At 33.6% G+C, this 23,296-nt stretch carries 26 protein-coding genes; 11 read left to right on the forward strand and 15 right to left on the reverse strand.

All coding sequences use genetic code 11. From position 1 onward, the window contains the following. From ACE01P_RS14040 to rplS, 7 genes are all read right to left on the reverse strand, one after another. Window positions 1-329 (reverse strand): RidA family protein (locus tag ACE01P_RS14040; RefSeq protein ID WP_379698868.1); only part of this gene is annotated, 329 nt, incomplete at its 3' end. 80 nt (window positions 330-409) lie between these two features. Beyond that, complete coding sequence (locus ACE01P_RS14045; RefSeq protein WP_379698870.1) at window positions 410-856, reverse strand: DinB family protein; 447 nt, start codon at window positions 854-856, stop codon at window positions 410-412. Window positions 857-858: 2 nt separating this feature from the next. Then, complete coding sequence (locus ACE01P_RS14050; protein ID WP_379698872.1) at window positions 859-1,341, reverse strand: GyrI-like domain-containing protein; 483 nt, start codon at window positions 1,339-1,341, stop codon at window positions 859-861. Between the two features lie 2 nt (window positions 1,342-1,343). Further along, window positions 1,344-2,165: a DUF4249 domain-containing protein gene (locus ACE01P_RS14055; protein WP_379698874.1), complete on the reverse strand. Its 822-nt coding sequence runs from the start codon at window positions 2,163-2,165 to the stop codon at window positions 1,344-1,346. Window positions 2,166-2,195: 30 nt separating this feature from the next. After that, window positions 2,196-4,577: a carboxypeptidase-like regulatory domain-containing protein gene (locus ACE01P_RS14060; protein ID WP_379698876.1), complete on the reverse strand. Its 2,382-nt coding sequence runs from the start codon at window positions 4,575-4,577 to the stop codon at window positions 2,196-2,198. 120 nt (window positions 4,578-4,697) lie between these two features. Then, window positions 4,698-6,917, reverse strand: coding sequence for an NADP-dependent isocitrate dehydrogenase (locus tag ACE01P_RS14065; RefSeq protein WP_379698878.1), 2,220 nt, complete (start codon window positions 6,915-6,917; stop codon window positions 4,698-4,700). A gap of 280 nt (window positions 6,918-7,197) precedes the next feature. Next, window positions 7,198-7,548, reverse strand: coding sequence for a 50S ribosomal protein L19 (rplS, locus tag ACE01P_RS14070; RefSeq protein ID WP_379698880.1), 351 nt, complete (start codon window positions 7,546-7,548; stop codon window positions 7,198-7,200). Between the two features lie 267 nt (window positions 7,549-7,815). Here rplS and ACE01P_RS14075 point away from each other — a divergent pair, with 267 nt between their 5' ends. After that, window positions 7,816-8,550 (forward strand): hypothetical protein, encoded by a 735-nt coding sequence (locus ACE01P_RS14075; RefSeq protein WP_379698882.1) that lies wholly within the window; start codon window positions 7,816-7,818, stop codon window positions 8,548-8,550. A 74-nt stretch (window positions 8,551-8,624) separates the two neighbouring features. Here the strand turns inward: ACE01P_RS14075 and trmD are convergent, their stop codons facing one another. Then, a complete protein-coding gene (trmD, locus tag ACE01P_RS14080) occupies window positions 8,625-9,305 on the reverse strand; it encodes a tRNA (guanosine(37)-N1)-methyltransferase TrmD (RefSeq protein ID WP_379698884.1) in 681 nt (226 codons plus the stop codon). 183 nt (window positions 9,306-9,488) lie between these two features. Here trmD and ACE01P_RS14085 point away from each other — a divergent pair, with 183 nt between their 5' ends. The 8 genes from ACE01P_RS14085 (at window position 9,489) to ACE01P_RS14120 (ending at window position 15,324) form a co-directional block, all read left to right on the forward strand. Continuing rightward, window positions 9,489-9,839: a hypothetical protein gene (locus tag ACE01P_RS14085; RefSeq protein ID WP_379698886.1), complete on the forward strand. Its 351-nt coding sequence runs from the start codon at window positions 9,489-9,491 to the stop codon at window positions 9,837-9,839. 67 nt (window positions 9,840-9,906) lie between these two features. Beyond that, window positions 9,907-10,443: an NADPH-dependent FMN reductase gene (locus ACE01P_RS14090; protein WP_379698888.1), complete on the forward strand. Its 537-nt coding sequence runs from the start codon at window positions 9,907-9,909 to the stop codon at window positions 10,441-10,443. Between the two features lie 31 nt (window positions 10,444-10,474). Further along, entirely contained in the window at window positions 10,475-11,347 is an 873-nt protein-coding gene (locus ACE01P_RS14095) for a sugar phosphate isomerase/epimerase family protein (RefSeq protein WP_379698890.1), read from the forward strand. A gap of 12 nt (window positions 11,348-11,359) precedes the next feature. Next, entirely contained in the window at window positions 11,360-12,265 is a 906-nt protein-coding gene (locus ACE01P_RS14100; RefSeq protein WP_379698892.1) for an archaemetzincin family Zn-dependent metalloprotease, read from the forward strand. A gap of 9 nt (window positions 12,266-12,274) precedes the next feature. Next, window positions 12,275-12,625: a cupin domain-containing protein gene (locus tag ACE01P_RS14105; RefSeq protein WP_379699114.1), complete on the forward strand. Its 351-nt coding sequence runs from the start codon at window positions 12,275-12,277 to the stop codon at window positions 12,623-12,625. 178 nt (window positions 12,626-12,803) lie between these two features. Further along, window positions 12,804-13,958, forward strand: a complete 1,155-nt coding sequence (locus tag ACE01P_RS14110) for an MFS transporter (protein WP_379698894.1) — start codon at window positions 12,804-12,806, stop codon at window positions 13,956-13,958. Between the two features lie 42 nt (window positions 13,959-14,000). Then, window positions 14,001-14,933 carry a peptidylprolyl isomerase gene (locus ACE01P_RS14115; RefSeq protein ID WP_379698896.1) on the forward strand — a complete coding sequence of 311 codons (933 nt, stop codon included), beginning with the start codon at window positions 14,001-14,003 and terminating at the stop codon, window positions 14,931-14,933. Window positions 14,934-15,024: 91 nt separating this feature from the next. After that, complete coding sequence (locus ACE01P_RS14120) at window positions 15,025-15,324, forward strand: cytochrome c (protein ID WP_379698898.1); 300 nt, start codon at window positions 15,025-15,027, stop codon at window positions 15,322-15,324. A 91-nt stretch (window positions 15,325-15,415) separates the two neighbouring features. On the opposite strand, the gene ACE01P_RS14125 is transcribed toward ACE01P_RS14120, so the two are convergent. The 3 genes from ACE01P_RS14125 to ACE01P_RS14135 all read right to left on the reverse strand — a co-directional run bounded on the left by ACE01P_RS14125 (window position 15,416) and on the right by ACE01P_RS14135 (window position 17,739). After that, entirely contained in the window at window positions 15,416-15,811 is a 396-nt protein-coding gene (locus ACE01P_RS14125; protein WP_379698900.1) for a GreA/GreB family elongation factor, read from the reverse strand. Window positions 15,812-16,163: 352 nt separating this feature from the next. Further along, window positions 16,164-16,718, reverse strand: coding sequence for a thioredoxin family protein (locus tag ACE01P_RS14130; protein ID WP_379698902.1), 555 nt, complete (start codon window positions 16,716-16,718; stop codon window positions 16,164-16,166). A gap of 127 nt (window positions 16,719-16,845) precedes the next feature. Further along, window positions 16,846-17,739, reverse strand: a complete 894-nt coding sequence (locus ACE01P_RS14135; protein WP_379698904.1) for an alpha/beta fold hydrolase — start codon at window positions 17,737-17,739, stop codon at window positions 16,846-16,848. Window positions 17,740-17,864: 125 nt separating this feature from the next. On the opposite strand from ACE01P_RS14135, the gene ACE01P_RS14140 reads away from it, so the two are divergent. Continuing rightward, on the forward strand, window positions 17,865-18,200 hold the full coding sequence (locus ACE01P_RS14140; protein WP_132076689.1) for a tRNA-binding protein: 336 nt from the start codon (window positions 17,865-17,867) through the stop codon (window positions 18,198-18,200). A gap of 86 nt (window positions 18,201-18,286) precedes the next feature. Here the strand turns inward: ACE01P_RS14140 and ACE01P_RS14145 are convergent, their stop codons facing one another. The 4 genes from ACE01P_RS14145 to ACE01P_RS14160 form a co-directional block, all read right to left on the reverse strand. Beyond that, entirely contained in the window at window positions 18,287-18,832 is a 546-nt protein-coding gene (locus tag ACE01P_RS14145) for an RBBP9/YdeN family alpha/beta hydrolase (RefSeq protein WP_379698906.1), read from the reverse strand. 24 nt (window positions 18,833-18,856) lie between these two features. Continuing rightward, complete coding sequence (locus ACE01P_RS14150; protein WP_379698908.1) at window positions 18,857-19,681, reverse strand: alpha/beta hydrolase; 825 nt, start codon at window positions 19,679-19,681, stop codon at window positions 18,857-18,859. A 92-nt stretch (window positions 19,682-19,773) separates the two neighbouring features. After that, window positions 19,774-20,136, reverse strand: a complete 363-nt coding sequence (locus tag ACE01P_RS14155; RefSeq protein ID WP_379699116.1) for a PUR family DNA/RNA-binding protein — start codon at window positions 20,134-20,136, stop codon at window positions 19,774-19,776. Between the two features lie 68 nt (window positions 20,137-20,204). Then, window positions 20,205-21,983 carry an ABC transporter ATP-binding protein gene (locus ACE01P_RS14160; protein WP_379698910.1) on the reverse strand — a complete coding sequence of 593 codons (1,779 nt, stop codon included), beginning with the start codon at window positions 21,981-21,983 and terminating at the stop codon, window positions 20,205-20,207. A 204-nt stretch (window positions 21,984-22,187) separates the two neighbouring features. Here ACE01P_RS14160 and ACE01P_RS14165 point away from each other — a divergent pair, with 204 nt between their 5' ends. Then, complete coding sequence (locus ACE01P_RS14165) at window positions 22,188-23,294, forward strand: Glu/Leu/Phe/Val dehydrogenase (protein ID WP_379698912.1); 1,107 nt, start codon at window positions 22,188-22,190, stop codon at window positions 23,292-23,294. Window positions 23,295-23,296: the final 2 nt, after the last annotated feature.

Genomic DNA, 23,296 nt, shown 5'->3' on the forward strand with positions numbered 1-23,296 from the left:
CAAATTTTTAGTTTTTCTGAAGAATGGTCAACAATTAGAATTGTGATTTTCATTACATTTTCTGGTTTTAGTTCGTAGCTTTTTAGAATGACGGTTAGATTTTCAAGCGCAGTTTTGACTTGTGTTCTAAAATCGGGACTTAAAATATGCTGTTTTCCTAAACCGCCGCTTTGACCTGAAATATAAATAAGTTCGCCTGGTGTTTTTACCGAAGAAGCATGGCTGAAACCATAAGGCGCAGGGTTGAATAAAGATTCGGGATTTTTGAAAGATTGCGCTTTTGTTTGGAACGCGAAAATAAGTAGTAGAAAGGAAAATAAATGTTTCATGTTTTTAAAATTAGAATTGATGGGACAAAGGTTTATCAATTCTAATTTTAAAACATTTACATATGTTGAGAAGTTATCTTTTAATAATCTAAAAGCCTTCTGTGGTAATTAATTTGCCCTAAATGATACGCTAAATGCGTTGAAAGATGAACCAAGAAGAATCCCGTTGTCATTTCTTTTTCAAAAACAATTTGAGGATAAATTTGTTCTAAATCTGTTTCTGTTAAAGAATCTAAGCTGTTGTTTACGACTTCGATTGTGTTTTCAATTTTAGAAATCAGTTCCGATTTTGAAATGTCTTTTGATGAAAATTCTAAAGGACGATTTCGCACATAACCCGTTTTACCTATTTCTGCGCCAATATACGTGTTCAGATTTCCAATTAAATGAAGGCATAAATTTCCTGCTGAATTTGAAATATTTTTGTCAATTGCCCAAAGTTGTTTTTCAAATTCGTAAGATTCGATTTCGAATTTTAGTTTGTCTAAATCTCTATTGAAAAGTGTTTTTAAAGTTTGTAGAATCATAATTAATTTCTGCTTTTTATCGGAATCCAGATTTCTTCTTCAGATTCAGGATCGTCTTTTTTATATTTTTCATTCATAACAGCAAAATGCGGCCTGTTGTCTACTGTATATTCAGAATTTGGAAGCCATTCTGCAAAGATATAGTGATACGTTTTGTGCGCGTCTGTAGCTGGGCCTAAATGAAGAAAAACGGCATATAGCCCATCAGGAACAATTAAGGTTTCCATTCCTTCTGGAATAGTTGCATAATCGGAAACCTCAACGGTAGCCCATTTTTTGAAGCTTTCATTAGGATCAAAATTATCAAAATGGTTTTCTTTATAAACTTCTAAAGAATATAAATTAGCGCCAATTGTATTTTTTATTTCTTTTCGATTTGGCATAAAACCACTCCATAATTGAAAGGTTTTGTTCTCGATAAATGACATTTCTATAGAATGTCCAACGAGTTTTTTTTCGGTTAAGTTTTTGATTATAGGTCGCATAATTACTTAATTTGATACTTTTTTGTACTGGTTTCGCTTAAGGAGAAATAACCTAGCGGATAATTGTTTTTGTCTGTTGTATTGATGATGTTTCCTTTTACGGTTGCAGGCGGAGATTGAAAAGGCCCTCCAACATTACTCCCAGCGATGCTTACTAAGATATTCATATAATTATAATATTGCTTAGAAATTCCGAAATGCGTAACTTCAATTTCGTCTCCCGCTTTTAAATCTTCATCAACGGCACTGCTGAAAATTTCATTTCCCTGATAGAATTTATCTTCAGAAACATAATAATTTGAAGTTATTTTATTCGAATAAACATATTTAAACAAATAGAAATTGTCTTCATCTGCGGGATCTATAAAATAAGCTTTTATTTCGATATCTTCACCCGTAAAACCGCCATCATTTTTTTGTTCGATTCGCGTAATCGGAGCAACTGATTTTAAAACTTCTGAAGCCGTATAGGTATTTCCTTTGCTAATAATCGTCAAAGTATATTCTTCATTAAGTTCAGGTTTGAAATCATTGCAAAGATAGCGTCCAGACTTGTTAAATTCAGTAAAATTAAATTTTTGGTTTTTGCTGTTTGTTACATAAACCACAGCATTTGAAACGACAGGAACTTGAGTCTCAAAATAACCTGTTGTGGTAGAAAGTTTGATAACTTGTTGTTTTCCTGTGCTGCCTTTTTCCCAATTTATAGAAGCTTCAATTACCAATTTTGGAGAGGCAGTGTTTAAATCAACATCTACCACTTCTTCGCAACTTGTAAACAACAGCGAGGCAAAAAATGCGATTAAAAAAACTAATTTTCTCATAAATATATCTTTAGTTTTTGAACTGATTTTTTAGAATTTGAAATTATAGCTTACCGCAGGAACGATTCCGAAAATAGATAATCGCACCGCTTCGTTTACACCTGTATCAACATTTTGCCTGAAATTGATTGATGCCGCATTCATACGATTGTACAGATTATAAATACTGAAAACCCATTCGCCTTTCCAATTTCTGTCTTTGTTTTTGCGTGGCGTTAAAGTCGCTGAAACATCCAAATGATTGTAAGAAGGAAGTCGGTTTTCATTTCGTAAACCATAACTTGGAACTACAATTCCTAAATATTCGTACTGTCCGTTCGGGTACGTTACTGGCTGACCCGATTGCAATACAAAGTTAGCGCCAAATGACCATTTTTCGTTTAAATTATAAGCAGAAGTAATCGCTAAATTATGTGTTTTATCATAAGCAGAGGCGTACCATTTTCCATTGTTAATTCCAGTTTCTTCGGGTGTTCTTCCTGGAGTTTGCTGTTCCGATCTTGAAAGCGTGTACGAAATCCAGCCATTAAAGCGGCCTTTGTTTTTCTTTATCATAAGCTCTAAACCATACGAACGCATTTGACCGTTTAGAATAACCTGTTCGATGGCGTTGTTGGCAATTAAATCGGCGCCGTCTATGTAGTCTAATCTGTTTTGGATCTTTTTATAATAGGTTTCTACTTCTAAAGAATAAGCGTCATTATAAATATTTCTAAAATAACCAACGGCAACCTGATCTGCAAGTTGAGGTTTAATGTAATTATCGCTCGGCATCCAAACATCAAGCGGAGTAGGAGATGAGGTATTAGAAATTAATTGAAGATATTGCGCCATTCTATTGTAACTCGCTTTTATTGATTGATCTTCGTTTAATTGGTAAGAAATAGAAAAGCGCGGTTCTAAATTATTATAGCTCTGAATGACTTTATTTTTGCTAAAATATTGTGTTGAAGTTGGCGTGCCTTTCTCGTAAATCTGCATATCGGTATTAAAAACTACGGCTTCATTATTATCGTAATAATTAACTGTAGAAGAGCCTAGTCGATAAAATAAACTGTAGCGTAAGCCATAGGCAATAGTGATTTTTTTAGAAAGCTGACTTTCTGCATCTAAATAAACAGAAGGTTCAAAAGCGTATTTTTTATCCAATTGATCTGGATTGATGCCAGAATCATCTCCCGTTGGTTTTATAGTTCCAGGATTAAAATCGTAATAGATTCCGTTTACGCCATAATTCAGCTTTAGTTTATCTGAAATGTAATGTTTGAAATCGTATTTTAAGTTATAATTTTTGATTCCTGAATCCCAATTGAATCCCACAAAATCAAGATCTAAACCGTAATAATAATCGCTGTAGATTAAAGAAAGATTGGAAAATAATTTATTAGAATACAAATGATTCCATCTCAAGTTTAAAGTTGAATTTCCGTAAGTATTCGTAAAGCTTTTGTTTAATCTGAAAACGTCTCGTCCAAAATAACCAGACAAGTATAAACTGTTGTTGTCGTTGAGTTTGTAATTTAACTTGGTATTTAAATCATAAAAATAAGCAGCGTTATCTTTATTTTCTTCAGAGAGTTTAAGAAAAAGATGTGCGTAAGAAGCTCTTCCGCCAATTAAAAAAGAACCTTTGTTTTTTACAATCGGACCTTCAGCCAAGAGGCGACTTGAAATTAATCCGATTCCACCACTCATATGAAAATCTTTACTGCTTCCGTCTTTTTGGTAAATTTCTAAAACAGAAGAAGCTCTTCCGCCATAGCGCGCAGGAATTCCACCTTTATATAATTTTAAATCTTTAATCGCATCAGGATTAAAAACAGAAAAGAATCCGAAAACGTGAGACGAATTGAAAATAGTAGCTTCATCCAAAAGAATCAAATTCTGATCTGCACCGCCTCCGCGGACATTAAACCCAGAAGCGCCTTCACCTGCATTAGTAACGCCTGGAAGCAATAAAATAGATTTCAATACGTCAACTTCTCCTAAAACAACAGGCATTTTTTTTATGGTTGAAATGGAGAGTTTATTCACGCTCATTTCGGGAGATTTGACATTTATTTTGCCTTTGTTTTCTGTAATAATGACTTCTTGAAGTTCTTCACCGCCTTCTTTAATGGAGAAATTGCTTTTTGTATTCTGATTTAAAAGAATCTTTTTCTGAATGGTTTGATAGCCAATGTAACTGATTTCGATTTCGTATTCTCCTTTTGGCGCAGAAAGAGAATAAAAGCCGTATTCGTTGGTTGTAGTCCCTATTTTTAAGGCTGGAATAAAGATGTTAACTCCAATTAAAGTTTCATTGTTTTTGCTGTCGCTAATGATTCCGCTTAAAGTAAATTTTTCTTGGGAGAATGAATTATAGGCAGTTAGGATTAATACAACTATTAGATTAATTTTTTTTGAAATCATTATTGTGGTATTTTGATTTACTTGGCTAAAATCCTTACTAATATATTAAAACAAGTTTATATAAACAAAAAAGACAGTCTTTTTGGGACTGTCTTCTTTTTTAGCATAATAAATTAATGCTTATTTGATTTTAGCAACAATAGCGTTGAAAGTTTCACTTGGACGCATTGCTTTGCTTACCAATTCAGGAGTTGGTTGGTAGTAACCGCCAATGTTCTGCGCTTTTCCTTGAGCACCAATTAATTCTGCATCGATTTTAGCTTCGTTAGCTTCAAATTCAGCAGCGATTGGAGTAAAGATAGCTTTCAATTCAGCATCTTTAGTTTGAGCTGCCAAAGCTTGAGCCCAGTAGAATGCTAAATAGAAGTGAGAACCACGGTTATCAATTTGACCTACTTTACGAGCTGGAGATTTATCGTTTGCTAAGAATTTATCATTAGCTTGATCTAAAGTCTCAGATAAAACAATTGCTTTAGAATTGTCTAAAGTTTGTCCTAAATGCTCTAAAGAAGCACCAAGAGCTAAAAATTCTCCTAATGAATCCCAACGTAAGTATCCTTCTTCTGTAAATTGCTCAACGTGTTTAGGAGCAGATCCTCCAGCACCAGTTTCGAACAATCCACCACCGTTCATTAAAGGAACGATAGAAAGCATTTTAGCAGAAGTTCCTAATTCTAAGATTGGAAATAAATCTGTTAAGTAGTCACGTAAAACGTTTCCAGTTACAGAGATAGTATCTAAACCTTTGATGATTCTGTCTAAAGTAAATTCTGTAGCAGCAACTGGGTTTAAAATACGGATATCTAAGTTTGTAGTATCGTAGTCTTTAAGGTATTTTTGAACTTTTACGATCAATTCTCTATCGTGTGCTCTGTTTTCGTCTAACCAGAAAACAGCAGGAGTACTAGATAAACGAGCTCTGTTTACAGCCAATTTAACCCAGTCTTGAATTGGAGCGTCTTTTGCCTGACACATTCTGAAAATGTCATTAGCTTCAACGTTTTGTTCCATTAAAACAGTTCCGTTTGCATCAACAACACGAACAACACCGTCAGCTTTCATTTGGAAAGTTTTGTCATGAGATCCGTATTCTTCTGCTTTTTGAGCCATTAATCCAACGTTAGGAACACTTCCCATTGTTTTAGGATCAAAAGCACCGTGTTTTTTACAGAAATCGATAGTTGCAGTATAAACTCCAGCGTAAGAACGATCTGGAATAACAGCAAATGTATCTTGTGCTTTTCCGTCTTTGTTCCACATTTGTCCAGAAGTACGGATCATTGCTGGCATAGAAGCGTCAACAATTACGTCAGATGGAACGTGTAGGTTTGTAATTCCTTTATCAGAATTAACCATTGCCAAAGCAGGACCATTTTCGATTGCTTGTGCGATAGCAGCTTCAACCTCAGCTTGCTCAGGTCTTCCAGCAACTTTAGCATAGATATCACCTAAACCGTTTCTTGTATCAACGTTTAATTCAGCGAATAAAGTAGCGTATTTTTTGAAAACATCTGCAAAATATACTTCAACGATAGCGCCAAAGATAATTGGATCAGAAACTTTCATCATTGTAGCTTTTAAGTGTACAGAAAGTAAAACTCCTGCAGCTTTAGCATCAGCGATAGCATCAGCAGCAAAAGCTTTTAATTTGCTTACGCTTAAAACAGAGCTGTCAATGATTTCTCCAGCTTTTAATGGAGTACTTGCTTTAAGAACAGTTGAAGTTCCGTCTTTAGCAACAAATTCGATTTTTACATCATTAGCTTCGTTTACAGTCAATGATTTTTCACTTCCGTAAAAATCACCGCTTGTCATAGAAGCTACTTTAGTTTTTGAGTCAGCAGACCAAGCACCCATAGAGTGTGGATTTGCTTTTGCAAAGTTTTTAACTGCTCTTGGAGCTCTACGGTCAGAGTTTCCTTCACGTAAAACTGGGTTTACAGCAGAACCTAATACTTTTGCATATTTTGCTTTAATTTCCTTTTCAGCATCGTTTTGTGGATCTTCTGGGAAATTTGGTACGTTGTATCCATGTGATTGTAATTCAGCAATAGCCGCTTTTAATTGCGGTACAGATGCAGAAATGTTTGGTAATTTGATAATGTTAGCTTCTGGCTGAGTTGCTAATTGACCTAATTCTGCCAATGCATCTCCAGTTTTTTGAGCATCAGTCAAAGATTCTGGGAAATTTGATAAAATTCTTCCTGCCAGCGAAATATCTCTGGTTTCGATTTCAATTCCAGCTGTTGCTGTAAAAGCTTGTACAATTGGTAAAAGAGAGTAAGTTGCCAATAACGGCGCCTCATCAGTTAAGGTGTAAAAAATTTTTGATTTATTCATTTTCTTTTTTTTTTATAATCGTATCGTCAGGAGTTAACGATGTCAAAGATATATTCGGCTCAAAATGAGCGGAGCAAATATAATAAAATCACAACGAAATCGGTTGAGTTTTGATGAGAAAAGACGAAATTAACAGATTGTTATTTCGAGCTCATTAAATTGCTAAATCGATGATTTTGGTATTAAAAAATTACAGTTTTGTTAGCGGTAGAAATAGAACATAAAAAAAACTCGTTTCAAACAATATGAAACGAGTTTTTTATAACATTTTGATAAATGATTATCTTCTTTTATCTTTAATCTTAGCTTTTTTACCAGTAAGTTGTCTGAAGTAGAAAATTCTAGCTCTACGTACAGCACCTTTCTTGTTAACTTCGATTTTTTGTAAAGCTGGTAAGTTTACTGGGAAGATACGCTCAACACCAACAGCTCCAGACATTTTACGAATAGTAAAAGTTTCTGTGTTACCAGAACCTCTTCTTTGAATCACAACTCCTTTAAAGAACTGAGTTCTTGTTTTTTCACCCTCTTTAATTTCGTAGAAAACAGTAATTGTGTCTCCAGCTCCGAAATCTGGGAAATCTTTTCTAGCAACGAATTCGTCTTGAACGAATTTTAATAAATCTGCCATGATAATTTAAATTATGGTTTTTATATTAGAACAACATTCACGGATCTCGCCAGAGGTTGGTCAAATTCGGGTGCAAATGTAGAAAATAATTATAAATTATGAATTATAAATTGCAAATTATTTTAACTCTCTGATAAAATGTATTTTACAACTCTAATTAACAGTTGTTTTGAAATTACAATTCACTCAGAAAACACTGTTTTTACAGATAGAAAAAGTAAAATCTTATCTTCGTAAATAAGTAGTGCAATAATAATATAAAATGGGATGGATAAAAATTATATGAAAGAATATATCGAGTTTTCTAATGAATTTAGGAAATCGAACGGTTCAAAGGAAAGTGTTGAGAAAATCTATGACCTTTTGTATGAATTGGAAAGCATCGCAAAAAGCAAACAAGAAAATTTAGTGCTTTCAAATGTTTATATTCTTTTAGGTTTTCATAGATCTGCTTTTGAAGTTTTTAAAGAAGCTGGAGATTTAAAAAATACTAAAGATGTTTCTAAATTGTATGTTTTAGAACAAAAAGCAAAATCGCATGAAAACAATTTTATTATAAAAGATCTCAGAAAATTTAGAGAAAAACAAAATCGCTCAAAACTGACTGTAAATGATTTTTCTCAGTTGAAAGATGGTAATGAATTTGAAGTTTCGGAGAACAAAGCTGTAATTTTTAATAAAATCAAAACAGGAGAAATTTCTATTTATCTTCCTGATTCAGATTTCGAAAATTATTCAGACCAAATAATCGAACATATTTTCTGGTTAGGAGATTGTAAAAAAGACTTGATCGAGTTTTATAACGAGAATAATGATTTTACAGAAGAAACAGCTGACGAGGATTGGTATGATAATTTGGAAATCTACCGAAGTAGAATCACAATTGATATTTCTGGAAATATTGAAACGATACTTTCTATTGGAGATCATTTCAGTCAAGATCATATTTTAGACGTCGAAATGACAAATAAAAAAATTGTTTCGATGAATTATGATGGGTAATTTTTTAGTCGCGGTTTTCAGTCTCAGTTTCCAAAAGAAACGAACTGGGACTGAAAACTGCAACTGAATACTTTTTAATCTCCTTCCAATAAATCTGGACGTCTATTTTTGGTATGTTCGAATGCCTTGTCTTCGCGCCATTTATCGATTTTGGCTGCATGTCCGCTGGTTAAAACTTCTGGCACTTTCCATCCTTTATAATCTGCAGGTCTTGTATAAATTGGCCCTGAAAGTAAATTATCCTGAAAACTATCTGTCAATGCCGAGGTTTCATCACTTAAAACCCCTGGAATTAATCGAATTAAGGCATCAGATAGAACTATTGCGCCCAATTCTCCTCCAGACAAAACGTAATCTCCAATTGAGATTTCTTTCGTAATAAAATGATCTCTAACTCTTTGGTCAACACCTTTATAATGTCCGCATAAAATGATAATGTTTTCGTACATCGACATTTTATTGGCCATTTTCTGGTTTAAAGTTTCGCCATCTGGTGACATATAAATTACTTCGTCATATTCACGCTGGCTCTTCAAATGTGTAATACAATCATCGATAGGCTGAATCGTCATTACCATTCCTGCACCACCGCCAAAAGGATAATCATCCACGCTTTTCTGTCTGTTTGTGCTATAGTCGCGAAGGTTATGAAAATGAACTTCCACCAAACCTTTGTCAATGGCACGTTTCATAATTGAGGCCTCAAACGGACTTCTTAATAGTTCAGGTAAAAGAGTAATAATGTCAATTCGCATCTTTATTCGATAATTTTCTTGTCCGGCAAAGATACAAATAATGCCATTGAGTCTTTTGGTAATAATTATATAACATACATATTAAATTATGTAAAACATTATGGTTTAACTTTAATTATTATTACAGTGTTAATAATCAATGAAATAGCAACCAAATTTCGAACGTAAATTCAACACTTAGTTATGAAAAAAACAATATTAATGTCCGCGGTATTTGCGCTCTTCATGTCTTGCGCAAGTACCAATTCAGCTACCGTTGCTGTAGGAACATCCAAGACGAAAGTGCTTAAAACTTTAGGAGCTCCAATAAGGACCTTGGATAATAAGCAAAATGGAGAAATTCTTGTTTATGCAGATCAAGTCTTCGTCAAAGATGGAGCTCAGATTGTAGAATCAAATTACTGGAATTACAATTATGTGTATGTGAGTAAAGAAGGCAAAGTCACATCAACGAGACAAGAAAAACAAAATTATCCGCCACAAGCAATTGATTCTGTAAAAATGGAAGGACTAAATTTATTGACTTATAAATAAATTTTCTCTTATGTTTTGATACAATTCGTATTTTTAGATTTATTTAGAAATACGAATTGTTCATTTAATGACTTCAACAAAAACAAAAATCCTCGCTATATCTGGTAGTACAAGAAGTAATTCCAGTAATTTTAAAATTCTGAAATATATTTCAAATAGCTTAGAACCTAACTTTGAAGTAGAAATTTTTGAAGATTTAGAAACCCTTCCTCATTTTAATCCAGATTTAGATACAGAGAATCCTCCAAAAGAAATTACCGCTTTTAGAAATAAAATAATAAACTCCGATGGGGTTCTTATTTGTACGCCCGAATATGTATTCAGTCTTCCGGGAAGTTTAAAAAATGCTTTAGAATGGTGCGTTTCGACAATTATTTTTTCAAACAAAAAAACAGGTCTAATTACCGCTTCTGCTTCTGGCGAAATGGGGCACGAACAGCTTTTGCTAATAATGAAAACGCTTGAAGCAAAATTTGACGACGCGACACAGCTTTTGATTCAAGGCGTTCGCGGAAAAGTTAATGCTGAAGGCGAAATCGTATCAGAAGAAACTGCAGAAGCGCTTCAAAATTTTGCAGAAAACTTTAAAAATCAATTTTTATAATATATTTACTTTCTGAAATTTATATCATGAAATGATTAGCAGAAGAAATTTTATCGTAACCACAGGTTTGGCCACTACAGCGGTTTTGGCTTCACCATCATTTGCATTTTCTATGAATAAAAAAGAAATAGGTTTACAGCTGTATACGCTTCGTGAAGAACTTCCGAAAGATGTAAAAGGAACTTTAGAAAAAGTTGCTAAAGCGGGCTATACAAATGTCGAGACATACGGTTTTTCGACCAAAGATCAATTTTGGGGATTAACACCAAAAGAGTTAAAAAAGATTTTGGATGAAAACGGCTTAAAAGCTGTTAGCGGACATTATAATTTAGGAAGTTTTTTATACGATGGAAACACAGAAGAGTTAATTGCTTCAATTGAAGCAGCAAAAATTCTAAAAAGTGAATTTCTAACCGTTCCATGGGTCGACGAACCTTTCAGAAGAAATATTGAAGATTATAAAAAGATAGCCGATCGAGTAAATGAAGCTGCGAAAATGTGTAAAAAAGCAGGCTTGAAAGTGGCATATCACAATCATGATTTTGAATTTCAAAAACACAATGGCGTAACAGGTTTTGAAATTTTATTAAAAGAAACGGATAAAGATTTGGTCTTTTTTGAATTGGATTTGTATTGGGTAATTCATTCGGGAAATGATCCTTTAAAATTATTCAAAGAAAACCTTGGACGTTTTAAAATGTGGCACGTAAAAGACAAGGATAAAAAAAACAATGATTTGAATACAGAAGTTGGTTCTGGAACAATAGATTTTAAACCTTTATTTGCTGCGGCAAAACAATCGGGAATGATTCACTTTTTTGTGGAACAGGAAAATAACTTCGCTTCCAATTCTTATGATTCTATCAAATCGAGCTGCGATTTTATTTCTGAAAACTTAATCTAGTACATTCTATTTATGAAGAAACTTCTTTTGTTGTTATTGGTGATTCTTTGTTCTTGTGAATCAAATAAAAAAGAAAAATCAAATTCAAATCCAGAGCCAAAACAGGAGCTCAATTTAAAACTAGATCCATATTTTGTCGCTATCAAAAATAATGATGTGAAGCTTGACAAACCCGTTTTTGGAGATTGGCTTTATTCTCGCAATGAAAAAGGGCAGACTTTTGAGCAATTTATTAAAACAAAACATGTTGTTCCGACCAAAGATGAAAATATTATTTATTTACAGCCTATAGGGGAATTTAATTCGTTGCAAAAGAAACAAATAGAATTAGTTCGTCAATATTTGCAAATATTTTTTCAGTTAGAAACCAAAGTTTTAAAGGATGTCTCAAATGATATTATTCCGAATAATGCTAGAAGAATTGGAGATGTAGGGCAGGAGCAGTTTTTAGCGGGTTATATTTTAACGGATGTTCTGAAAAAAGAAAAGCCAGAAAAAGGAGTTGCTTTAATGGCAATAACGGAGAAGGATTTATATCCAAAACCAGAATGGAATTATGTTTTTGGATTAGCGTCTTATAGAGATAAAATTGCTGTAAGTTCGATGTACAGAATGCAAAAAGAAGCCGATTTTAATTTGAGTTTAGAAAGATTGCTAAAAATTTGTTCTCATGAAATCGGACACATGTTTGGCCTTCATCATTGTATTGATGCAAATTGTGTTATGAATGGTACAAATAGCATGATTGAAACGGATAGACATACATTAAGATTATGTTCAAATTGTCAAAGAAAATTAAATTCGGGATTTAATTACGATAACGTAAAAAGATTAAAAGAATTAGAAAAATACTTTAAGGATAACAAATTAACCAATGGTGTTGAGTTAATGGAAAAAGACCTTAAAAGCATTCAATAAAATAAAAAGATTATGAGTTTAGGAACAAGCAAAGAGTTTATAAAAGGAGACGAAATCGAGTGGGAAGTAGTAGGAGAAGGAATTAAGCGTAAGATTTTAGCTTTTGATGAAAGAGTGATGCTGGTAAATGTACACTTTGAAAAAGGCGGAATTGGTACTTTACACGATCATTACCATTCGCAAGTTACATACATCGCAAGCGGAAAATTTGACGTAACGATTAGCGGAGTAACACAAACCTTAAAAGAAGGCGATAGTTTTTATATTCCGCCGCACGCTGTTCACGGTGTTGTGTGTTTAGAAACAGGAATGTTAACAGATGTTTTTAGCCCTGCAAGAGAAGACTTTTTGAACTATTAAAAGTCGAAAAATAAACCATATAAGTCATATAAGAAAATTTAAGTCTTCAGTTTAAATGAACTTATATGACTTATATGGTTTTAAAAAAAGCTTAAAATTTATACTTTTTTTAAAGTTCTACTAAAGATTAGATTGGTATTTTTGCAGCATGAATTTATCAAAAACTAATGTACTGTTTATGGCAGTTTGCACTGGTCTTATAGTTGCAAATCTTTATTACTGCCAGCCTTTGATTGTTTTAATTGCCAACGAATTTAAAATTCCTGAAGCCAGCGCCGGAACGATAACCTATTTAACTCAAGCAGGTTACGCAATCGGACTGTTTTTTATGGTACCGCTTGGCGATAAAATAGAACGAAAAAGGCAAATTTTAATGACCACTTTTGCTAGTGTAATTGCTTTATTAATTGCAGCAACAGCTAAAAGTTTTCTTGTTTTACAAATTGCTTCGTTGCTAATCGGGATCACGTCGATTGTACCTCAGCTTATTCTTCCTCTAGCCGCATCTTTAAGCGCGCCCGAACAGCGAGGGAAAGTTGTCGGAACGATTATGAGCGGACTTTTAGTCGGAATTTTGCTTTCGCGAACATTAAGCGGATTTATCGGCCAAATTTTAGGCTGGAGATCGATGTTTTATATCGCAGCCGGAATTTGTCTTTTAATCTTTTTTGTGATTCAAAATAAATTTCCACAAAACAAACCGCAATTTCAAGGAACTTACGGTCAGCTGATTCAATCTTTATTTGCGCTTATCAAAACACAGCCTGTTTTGCGTGAAGCAACGGCAATCAACGTTTTCAGTTTTGCTCAATTTGGAGCTTTCTGGACCACAATGGTTTTATTGCTTTCTGGAGAACCATTCGGATTTAATAGCGCCACAATCGGATTATTCGGAATTGTTGGAGCATCTGGAGCTTTGGCAGCGCCTTTGGTTGGAAAACTGGGAGATAAAGGAAACTCGAGAATTGCAGTTGGTTACGGCTGTTTATTGGTTTTAATCAGTTTTATAACATTTTATTTTGCTATTGAAAGCGTAATCGGAATTGCAATCGGAATTGTATTTATCGATATAGGAATTCAAGGTGTTCACATTTCAAATCAAACGAGAGTTTATTCGTTATTGCCAGAAGCAAGAAACAGATTGAATACAGTATTTATGTCGCTTACCTTTTTAGGAACAGCTGCAGGATCTGCTTACGGTTTGTTGCTATGGAAATTGGGCGGATGGCCTGCTGTAACAATCGGATGTATGGCTTTATCATTGATTTCATTACTAATTTACGGACTTACTTATAAATCAAAATCTAAAAAAGCGAAAGCGCAAATTGATTAAAAAATTAATTTGTAAATTTGCTTTCAAATTAAAAATAACAACATGGAAAACGGAATATACGCTAAATTCAATACTAGCAAAGGTTCAATTTTAGTAAAATTGACACACGATTTGACACCGGGAACTGTAGGTAACTTTGTTGCTCTTGCAGAAGGAAATATGGAAAATAAAGTAAAACCTCAAGGACAAAAATTCTATGACGGATTAACTTTCCATAGAGTAATTGCTGATTTCATGATTCAAGGTGGTTGCCCAAAAGGAACTGGAACTGGAGATCCAGGATATAAATTTGATGATGAATTTCACCCAAGTTTAAAACACGATCGTCCAGGAGTTTTATCTATGGCAAACTCAGGACCTGGAAGTAACGGTTCTCAATTTTTCATTACTCACGTTGCAACTCCTTGGTTAGATAACAAACATACTGTTTTCGGAAACGTTGTTGAAGGACAAGATGTTGTTGATGCTGTTGCTCAAGGTGATAACTTAGAGTCTGTAGAAATTATCAGAGTTGGAGAAGAAGCTCAAAAATGGAACGCTATTGAAGCTTTCATTGGTTTAAAAGGTGCTCGTCTAAAAAGAGAAGCAGCTTTAAAAGCAGAATCTGAAGCAAAAATGGAACAATTAGCTGCTGGTTTTGATAAAACTGAAAGCGGTTTACGTTATAAAATGATTCAAAAAGGAGAAGGAAAAAGAGCTGAAGCAGGAAAAACAGTTTCTGTTCACTACGAAGGTTCTTTAGAAAACGGAAAGGTTTTTGATTCTTCTTACCCAAGAAAAAAACCAATCGAATTCAAATTAGGAATTGGACAAGTTATCGAAGGATGGGACGAAGGTATCGCTTTATTGCAAGTTGGAGACAAAGCTCGTTTTGTAATTCCATCTGATTTAGGATACGGACCATCTGGAGCTGGAGGAGTTATTCCACCAAACGCTACTTTGATTTTCGACGTTGAATTAATGGATGTTAAATAAGACTTCATTAGCAATTTAGTATTGTTATAAATAGAATCCCATGTGCCACGGCATATGGGATTTTTTTATATTTACTAAAAAAACAAAGCCAATGAAAAACATTTTAATCCTTGCGGGACTTGCATTATTTGTGGTTTCTTGTGGAACTCAAAAAACAACTGCAGTTGCTTCAGCTCCAGTTACAGAAACTGCAAAAGTAGCATTGACACCTGAATTGGAAGCAGGTAAAAATTTATACGATAACAATTGTGCAAAATGCCACAAATTGTATGAACCAAAAAAGTTTACAAAGGAAGAATGGACACCTATATTGGTAAGAATGGGTAAAAAGGCGAAGTTAGATGATACTCAGATGGCTTCGATTACGAATTACATCGATTCTCAGCTATAAAAAGATAAAAAGCATTTCATAAATTGGGATGCTTTTTTTATTTGGATGAGGTATAAAAAAAACACCGTCACAGAATGAGGTGTTTAAAAAGTTATGAATGATGCTGTACTTCAGTATTATCTACAGCAACTATTTTCAAAGTTTTAATTCCGGCTGGAAGTTCCCAATCAACTTGATCATTTTCTTTAAAACCAATTATAGCAACGCTTAATGGGGCTAAAATCGAAATTTTTGATTGTTTCAAGTCTGCTGCTGAAGGCAAAACAATTTGAATTTTCATTTGTTTATTGGCTTTTACATCTTCAATAGTAACAAACGAATTGATGCGAATAACCGAGTCTAATTCGCTTTCCTTGCTTATTACAGCGCGATCTAATTCTTGCGAAAGCAAATTTGCTTCTTTTGTATTGGTTTCGTTTTTACTTTTTAAAATCAATTCTCTTAGAAATTGATAGTCTGCTTTACAGAAAGTAGGTATTGGTTTCATAATCGTATTCATTTATATTATTAAAAAATTATTTATTCATTATTTACTGTTTCAATCCTTGAACGGAATTTTTAAACTGATAGAAAAGCGAAAAATCATCTGATAGAGCAATGCTCTTTCAAATAAAAAACGAATTAAAAAATCTGATAAAAATCCTCCGTCAAAAAGAAGAAAAAAGTGAAGTAGACGGAGGCCTAAAAAATAAAGGCCTTATTATGCGAAATAATTACAGCAGGAAGCGGTTTTGCAACGCAAAACGACTTTATAGAGGCTGTAAATGGTGTTATATTTCCCATAAGGATGATTAAATTGATCTGCAAAGGTAGTTAATCTTTTTGAATTTAATGAGTATTTACTTCCATTTAATGCTGCAACCCAAACTTGGTTTCTGCGGCTCTTTCAAACTTCTGTTGTAAATTAAGGCATCAATTGCGCCTCTCAAATCGCTTCCGCTAAGAGGAATTCCGTTGCCTGGCCTTGAGTCATCCAACTGTCCGCGATAGAATAATTTGTCTTGACTGTCAAATAAATAGAAATCTGGAGTGCAAGCTGCTTGATACGCTTTTGCAACATCTTGGGTTTCATCATACAAATAAGGAAAATCAATTTTGTTCTCCATTGCAAAATCTGTCATTAATTCTGGCCCATCTTGCGGATACTTTACAGCATCATTGCTAGAAATAGCAACAACTCCAAGTCCCTGCACGCGATAATCATTGGCAATCATCACAACTTCATTAATAACATGATGCACAAACGGACAATGATTGCAGATAAATAGCACCAAAGTTCCTTTTGGACCCTTTAAATCTTCAAAAGAAAAAGTGTCGTTAGAATTGGTGTCTTTTAAATAAAAATCAGGAGCAATCGTTCCTAATGGAAGCATTGTTGATTCTGTTCGTGCCATTTTATCTGAAATTTGAATTTCAAAAATAGCTTTAAAAAACTGTAAATAAAAGAGCACAAGAATAAAAAATATCCAAAGAAAGCAGTTAGCTGCAAGAGCTTGCTTCTTTGGATACTTTTTTAAGTTTTTATGAATTCAAAAATTCCAGTAAATCTTCATTTAGCTTTTCTCTATCAGTATAAAAAAGTCCGTGTGGTGCTCCTTCATATTCGATATAAGTATTGTTTGCTATAGATTTTGCAGCTTTTCTTGAAGTAAGATCAATTGGAACAATTTTATCGTCGTCTCCGTGAATAATCAGAGTTGGAACTTTTATAAAATCTACTTCGTCTCTAAAATCAGTGTATGAAAAAGATTCAGCGCATTTTAAAGTAGCTCTTGGAGAAGCTACAGAACATAGATTTCTGTAATATTCTAATAAAGGCGTACTTAACGGTTTGTTGATAATATTAACGCCAAAAAACGTTTTTCCGAAATTATCAATAAATGCGATTCTATCTTCCTTTATTGCCATTGCTGTATTATCGCTTTTTTCTTTTGGATGACCATCTGGATTGTCGTGAGTTTTAAGAAGAAAAGGAATAATAGACGAAATCAAAGCAATTTTGCTTACGTTTTTTCCGCCATGACGGCTAAAATAACGAACGACTTCGCCACCGCCCATTGAGAATCCAACAAGGGTTACATTCTCCAATTCCAATTGTTCGATAATTTCTTTAAGATCATCTGTCAAAGTATCATAATCGTAACCATCCCAAGGCTGAGAAGATTTACCGAATCCGCGGCGATCGTAAGCAATCACACGATAATTATTTTGAACTAAATGATCAATTTGATATTCCCACATTTCATTAGAAAGCGGCCAGCCATGAATTAAAATGACAGGTTTTCCTTGTCCGTAATCTTTTACGTACAGTCTAACGTTTTGAGCAGTTTCTATATATTTATCGGTATGAATCTGTTTTAAATTAGATTCAAAGTCCTTAATTGTCATGCATGCATTTGGTTCAGTATGTTCCATGATATATTTTTTTACGTGAGTTTCATTTTCTAGTCTCGTAAAATTAGAATGGAAGCGAAAGAAAAGGGTTACAGAATTAGGTGCATTAATTACAAAATTTATAGGTTTGTAAAAAAGAGATTAAAATGGATTTAACTTGGAATGAATTTGAAAGAACCGACATGCGCGTTGGAACTATTATAGAAGTAAATGATTTTCCTGAAGCGAGAAAACCAGCCTTTCAGCTGACAATTGATTTTGGTTCAGAAATCGGAATCAGAAAATCATCGGCACAAATTACCAAAAGATATCAGAAAGAAGATTTAGTAAATCGTCAGATTGTAGCGGTTGTGAATTTTCCGAAAAAACAAATCGGAAAGTTTATGAGTGAATGTTTAGTTCTTGGCGCTGTAGGCGAGGAGGGAGATGTAATTTTATTAGCGCCAGATTTTAAAATCCCAAACGGATTGCGAATTGGATAGTTTTTAATCGCAGTTTTCAGTCTCAGTCGCAGCATTCAGCTACAGTCACAGTTTTAAACTGAAAACTGTGACTGCGACTGCAAACTTTATTTTATTCTTTCAATAAATTGTTGTAAAATATCCTGTCCTTCTTCCCAATATTTTAAATCAGAATCGGAGTTGATGTGACCTTGTTTCCCAATATTTACAAAATCGCTTCCCCATTTTTCGGCAAAGTATTTTTTTCTTTCGAATAGCGAATAAGGATCATTTTCGCTTGCTACAACAACCGACGGAAAAGGCAATTGGTAAAGTGGCATTGGTGAAAAATTTCTAATGGATTCTGGCGTGTGTTCTGGCGAATCTACATCCGCGGGAGCGACCAAAAACGCACCAATAATATTAGGATTGCTGTACTTTTCTGCCCAATGCAAAACCAATGAAACGGCTAAACTGTGGGCAACTAAAATAGTAGGTTTGTCAAGTTTTAAAATGTTCTCATTTAATCTTTCAAGCCATTCTTCTCGAATTGGTTCGTCCCAATTGTCTTGTACTACACGAATTGAGTTTTCGAATTTTGCGTGCCAAAAAGTTTGCCAATGCTTCTCTCCAGAATCTCCAAGTCCTGGTATAATTAATAGTTGTGTCTCCATTGCCGTGGATTTTTTATTTAGTGATTATTTTTTACGTTCTTTTAAAATTCGGTTTACTTCATTAACCAAAAGCGGAAAACCAGGTTCTGTCATTCCGTGGCCGTAACCGTCCAATTCGTATAATTTAGTTTGCGTATGTCCAACCAATTTCATCATTCTAGCCATGTATGCGTTTTCTTCATAACGTCCCAACATTTCTAATTCGCGATCTCCAGTAATTAATAATAAAGGCGGAGCATCGGCGCGAACGTGGTATAAAGGAGCGAATTCATCAACTGTTGGCTGTTTTTCTGGAATTCCGTTCTCTCTTCTTATTTCGAAATGCGTAATGCATTGACTGCTAAACGGGATAAGTCCCGCAATTTGATTCGCATCTATGTTTTCTTTTTGAAGCCATTTTTTGTCTAAACCAATCATAGAAGTTAAATAAGCTCCGGCAGAATGGCCAGAAACGAAAATCTGAGTTTTATCACCTCCATAATTGGTAATATTATTGAAAGCCCAAGCAACAGCTGCTGCGGCATCTTCAATACATTTTACCGCTTTTACTTTTGGCGATAATCTATAGTTTACTCCGATAATAGCAAAACCTTTATTTTTTAGCGCTTCAGGGATTTCTTTATTTCCACCAGTTAATCCGCCGCCGTGAAACCAAACGATTGTAGCAAATCCGGTTTTGTTTTTTGGATAATAAATATCTAAAACACATCTTTCGCTGATATATTTATCTGATTTATTTGCAGCTGCATTATAATATTGGACATTATTTTTCGTTTCATATTCTATATTCTGTGCAGAAAGAGAAATTCCGAAGAAGATGAAACTTAAAAGAAGGATTAATTTTTTCATTTTATTAATTTTTTAAAACAAGAAACTTAAATATATAAAAAAAGTCCAAAATGCAGAACAAATTGGACTCCTATTTATATCGATGATTTTGATTAAATATCATCAAAATCAATATCTGTAAAACTAGATCTTTCAGATTTTTCAGAACTGTATTCTTTTTTAAAATCTTTTTGGTGTCTTTCAGAAATTACTTCTTCACCCTTGTGGTTCAGAACATAAGAAGTCATTTCTTCTAATATTTCGGCGAAAGCACTAAAATCTTCTTTGTATAAGTAAATTTTGTGTTTTTTGAAGTGAAAAGAACCATCTTCCTCAGTAAACTTTTTGCTTTCGGTAATAGTAATGTAATAATCATCAGCTTTGGTAGCTCTCACATCAAAGAAATAAGTTCTTCTTCCTGCTCGTAATACTTTAGAAAAAATCTCTTCTTTTTCTAACATGTCATTTTCTCTCATAATACGTTCTATCATTTTTGGAATTAATAGTACTCAAAAATCATAAAAAATTATCTATTACGCAACAATTAAAGTAATTCTTTTTCCGAAAGTTGTTTTAAATATAACGCCGAATAATATCCTTCTTGATTTATTAATTGATTATGAGAACCTTGTTGAATTATCTTACCATCTTCTAATATGATAATTTTGTCTGCATTCTTTGCAGAAGATACTCGATGACTTACAATAATAGTTGTTTTGTCTTTAGAAATTTCAAATAAATTGTTCAAAATCATTTCTTCGGTTTCCGTATCAACTGCAGATAAACAATCGTCAAAAAGTAAGATTGCAGGATTTTTTATGATTGCTCTTGCAATCGAAACACGCTGTTTTTGTCCGCCCGAAAGTGTAATTCCTCTTTCTCCTAAAACGGTGTCGTACTGTTTGTTAAAGGCAATAATGTTATCGTGAACAACGGCATTTTTAGCAGCTTCAATTACCTCTTCGTCCGTTGCATTTTGATTTCCGAATTTGATATTGTTTTTAATAGTATCCGAAAACAAGAAAGCATCTTGAGGAACGATTCCGATATTATTTCGAAGATCATTTAAGTTCAAAGTGCTGATTTCGTTTTCATCAATTTTGACCTCGCCTTCTGTTGTGTCATACAGTCTTGAAATCAATGAAAGGATAGTCGATTTTCCAGAACCTGTTTTTCCTAAAATGGCTAATGTTTCTCCTTTTTTTACTGTGAAAGAAACATTTTTCAATGCTTCGATATTCGTGTCTTTATAAGTGAAAGAAACATTTTCAAAAGTAATATTTCCGTCTATTTCAGATGAACTTTCGTTGTTGTTTTTGATTTCTGGTTCAATTTTCAAGAATTCGTTCAAACGTTTTTGCGAAGCTTCTGCTTCCTGAACCATCGAAGAAACCCATCCTAAAGAAGCAACAGGCCAAGTCAGCATATTTACATATAGTATAAATTCGGCAATGGTTCCGATGTTTGAAATACTTCCATTAATGTACATTACACCTCCAAAATAAATTACAACCAAGTTACTGATTCCGATAAGGGCAATCATTAATGGACCAAATAAAGATTGAACTCTTGCCAGACTTAAACTTTTACGTTTGCTTTCTTCTGCCAAATCTACCATATTGTTTTGATGCTGATTCTCTAATGAATAGGCTTTTATAACGCGAATTCCAGAAAAGATTTCTTGTGTAAAACTTGAAACTTTCGAAAGATATTGCTGGAAAGTGGTGCTTCGTTTATTGATTTCAGAACTTAATTTGAAAATACAGTACGAAAGAAGCGGTAATGGTAATATTGTGTATAAGGTAAGCAATGGCGATACATTATACATATATATTATAACGATCGCAAAACGAATAAATGTATTAATAGTATACATTACCGCTGGTCCAACATACATACGAACTTTTGAAACGTCTTCGCTAATACGATTCATTAAGTCGCCAGTACGGTTTTGTTTGTAAAAATTCTGAGAAAGATTCTCGTATTGTCTGAAAACTTCATTTTTTAAATCAAACTCAATATGTCGCGACATTACAATTAAAGTCTGGCGCATTAAAAATGTCAAAAATCCAGCAACAATCGTAGTTCCGATGATAAGTAGCACATTATGAATAAGATCCTGACGGAAACTAGCAATTACAGCTTGAGAACTTTGCTTAGCCATCGGAAGTTTATCAAAATTCTCAATAGCATTTAAAGACTTGCTGATGAGTTTTGGAGTAAATAAAGAAAATATTTGTGCGATTATGGTGATTAAAATACCTAGTGAAAAACTATATTTATATTTGACGAAATATTTATTTAAATAGCTTAATTCTTTCATTTTTTTAAGAAATCTGATATTGAATTGATTTGTATTTAAGAATTATTATTAAATAAATTTATAATAATTTGCGATTTAATCAAAACAATTATATTGTAAAATTGTTATTTTAAAGATAAAAAATTAGCACATGTGTATTTTTTAATTATGTTTGAGAAGTCTTTTTGACGAATTCACAATTTTAACCTAATTAATACTAGCGCTATGGATGCAACTTTCGCAACTGGAAAGGAACTTCAAAAAATGGATCCTGTTTTTGGTCAATTATCTTTCGACGATCACGAACAAATTGTATTTTGCAATGACAAAGATACAGGTTTAAAAGCAATTATTGGTATTCATAATTCAGTTATGGGGCCAGCTTTGGGAGGAACCAGAATGTGGAATTACAACACAGAATGGGAGGCTCTAAATGATGTTTTACGTCTTTCAAGAGGTATGACTTTTAAATCGGCTATTACTGGACTGAATATTGGTGGAGGTAAAGCGGTTATTATTGGTGATGCTAAAACGCAAAAAACACCTGAATTAATGCGTAAGTTTGGAGAGTTTGTTCACTCTTTAAGCGGAAGATATATTACTGCAGAAGATGTCGGAATGGAAACTAAAGACATGGATACTGTTAGAGACGTAACACCTTACGTTACGGGTATTTCTGAAGAAAGAGGTGGTTCTGGAAATCCTTCTCCTGTAACAGCTTACGGTGTTTATTTAGGTATGAAAGCTGCTGCTAAAAGTCAGTTTGGAACGGATGTTTTAGATGGAAAAAAAGTTTTGGTACAAGGAATTGGACACGTTGGTGAAACTCTAGTTGAATATTTAACTAAAGAAGGAGCACAGGTTACTATTTCTGATATTAACGAAGAAAAATTATACCAAGTTGCTCAAAAATATAATGCAACAATTTATACTGGTGAAGATTTATATACTGCAGATGTTGATATCTACGCGCCATGTGCAATGGGAGCAACAATCAACGATAATACAGTAGATAAAATTAAAGCTAAAGTTATTGCTGGTGCTGCCAACAACCAATTAGCAGACGAAAATGTTCACGGTGCAAGATTACAAGAAAGAGGAATTTTATACGCTCCAGATTTCTTGATCAACGCTGGTGGAATTATCAATGTTTACGCTGAATTAGCGAACTACGGTAAAGCTGAAATCATGACTAAAACAGAAAATATCTACAATACAACTTTAGAAATTATTGATTTCGCTGCTAAAAACGGAATTACTACGCATAAAGCGGCTCTTACTATTGCTCAAAATCGTATTGACCAAAGAAGAATCGAGAACGCTGCTAAATAATT

The sequence above is a fragment of the Flavobacterium sp. HJSW_4 genome (assembly GCF_042436695.1).
In the GTDB taxonomy this organism is placed as follows: Bacteria; Bacteroidota; Bacteroidia; order Flavobacteriales; family Flavobacteriaceae; genus Flavobacterium.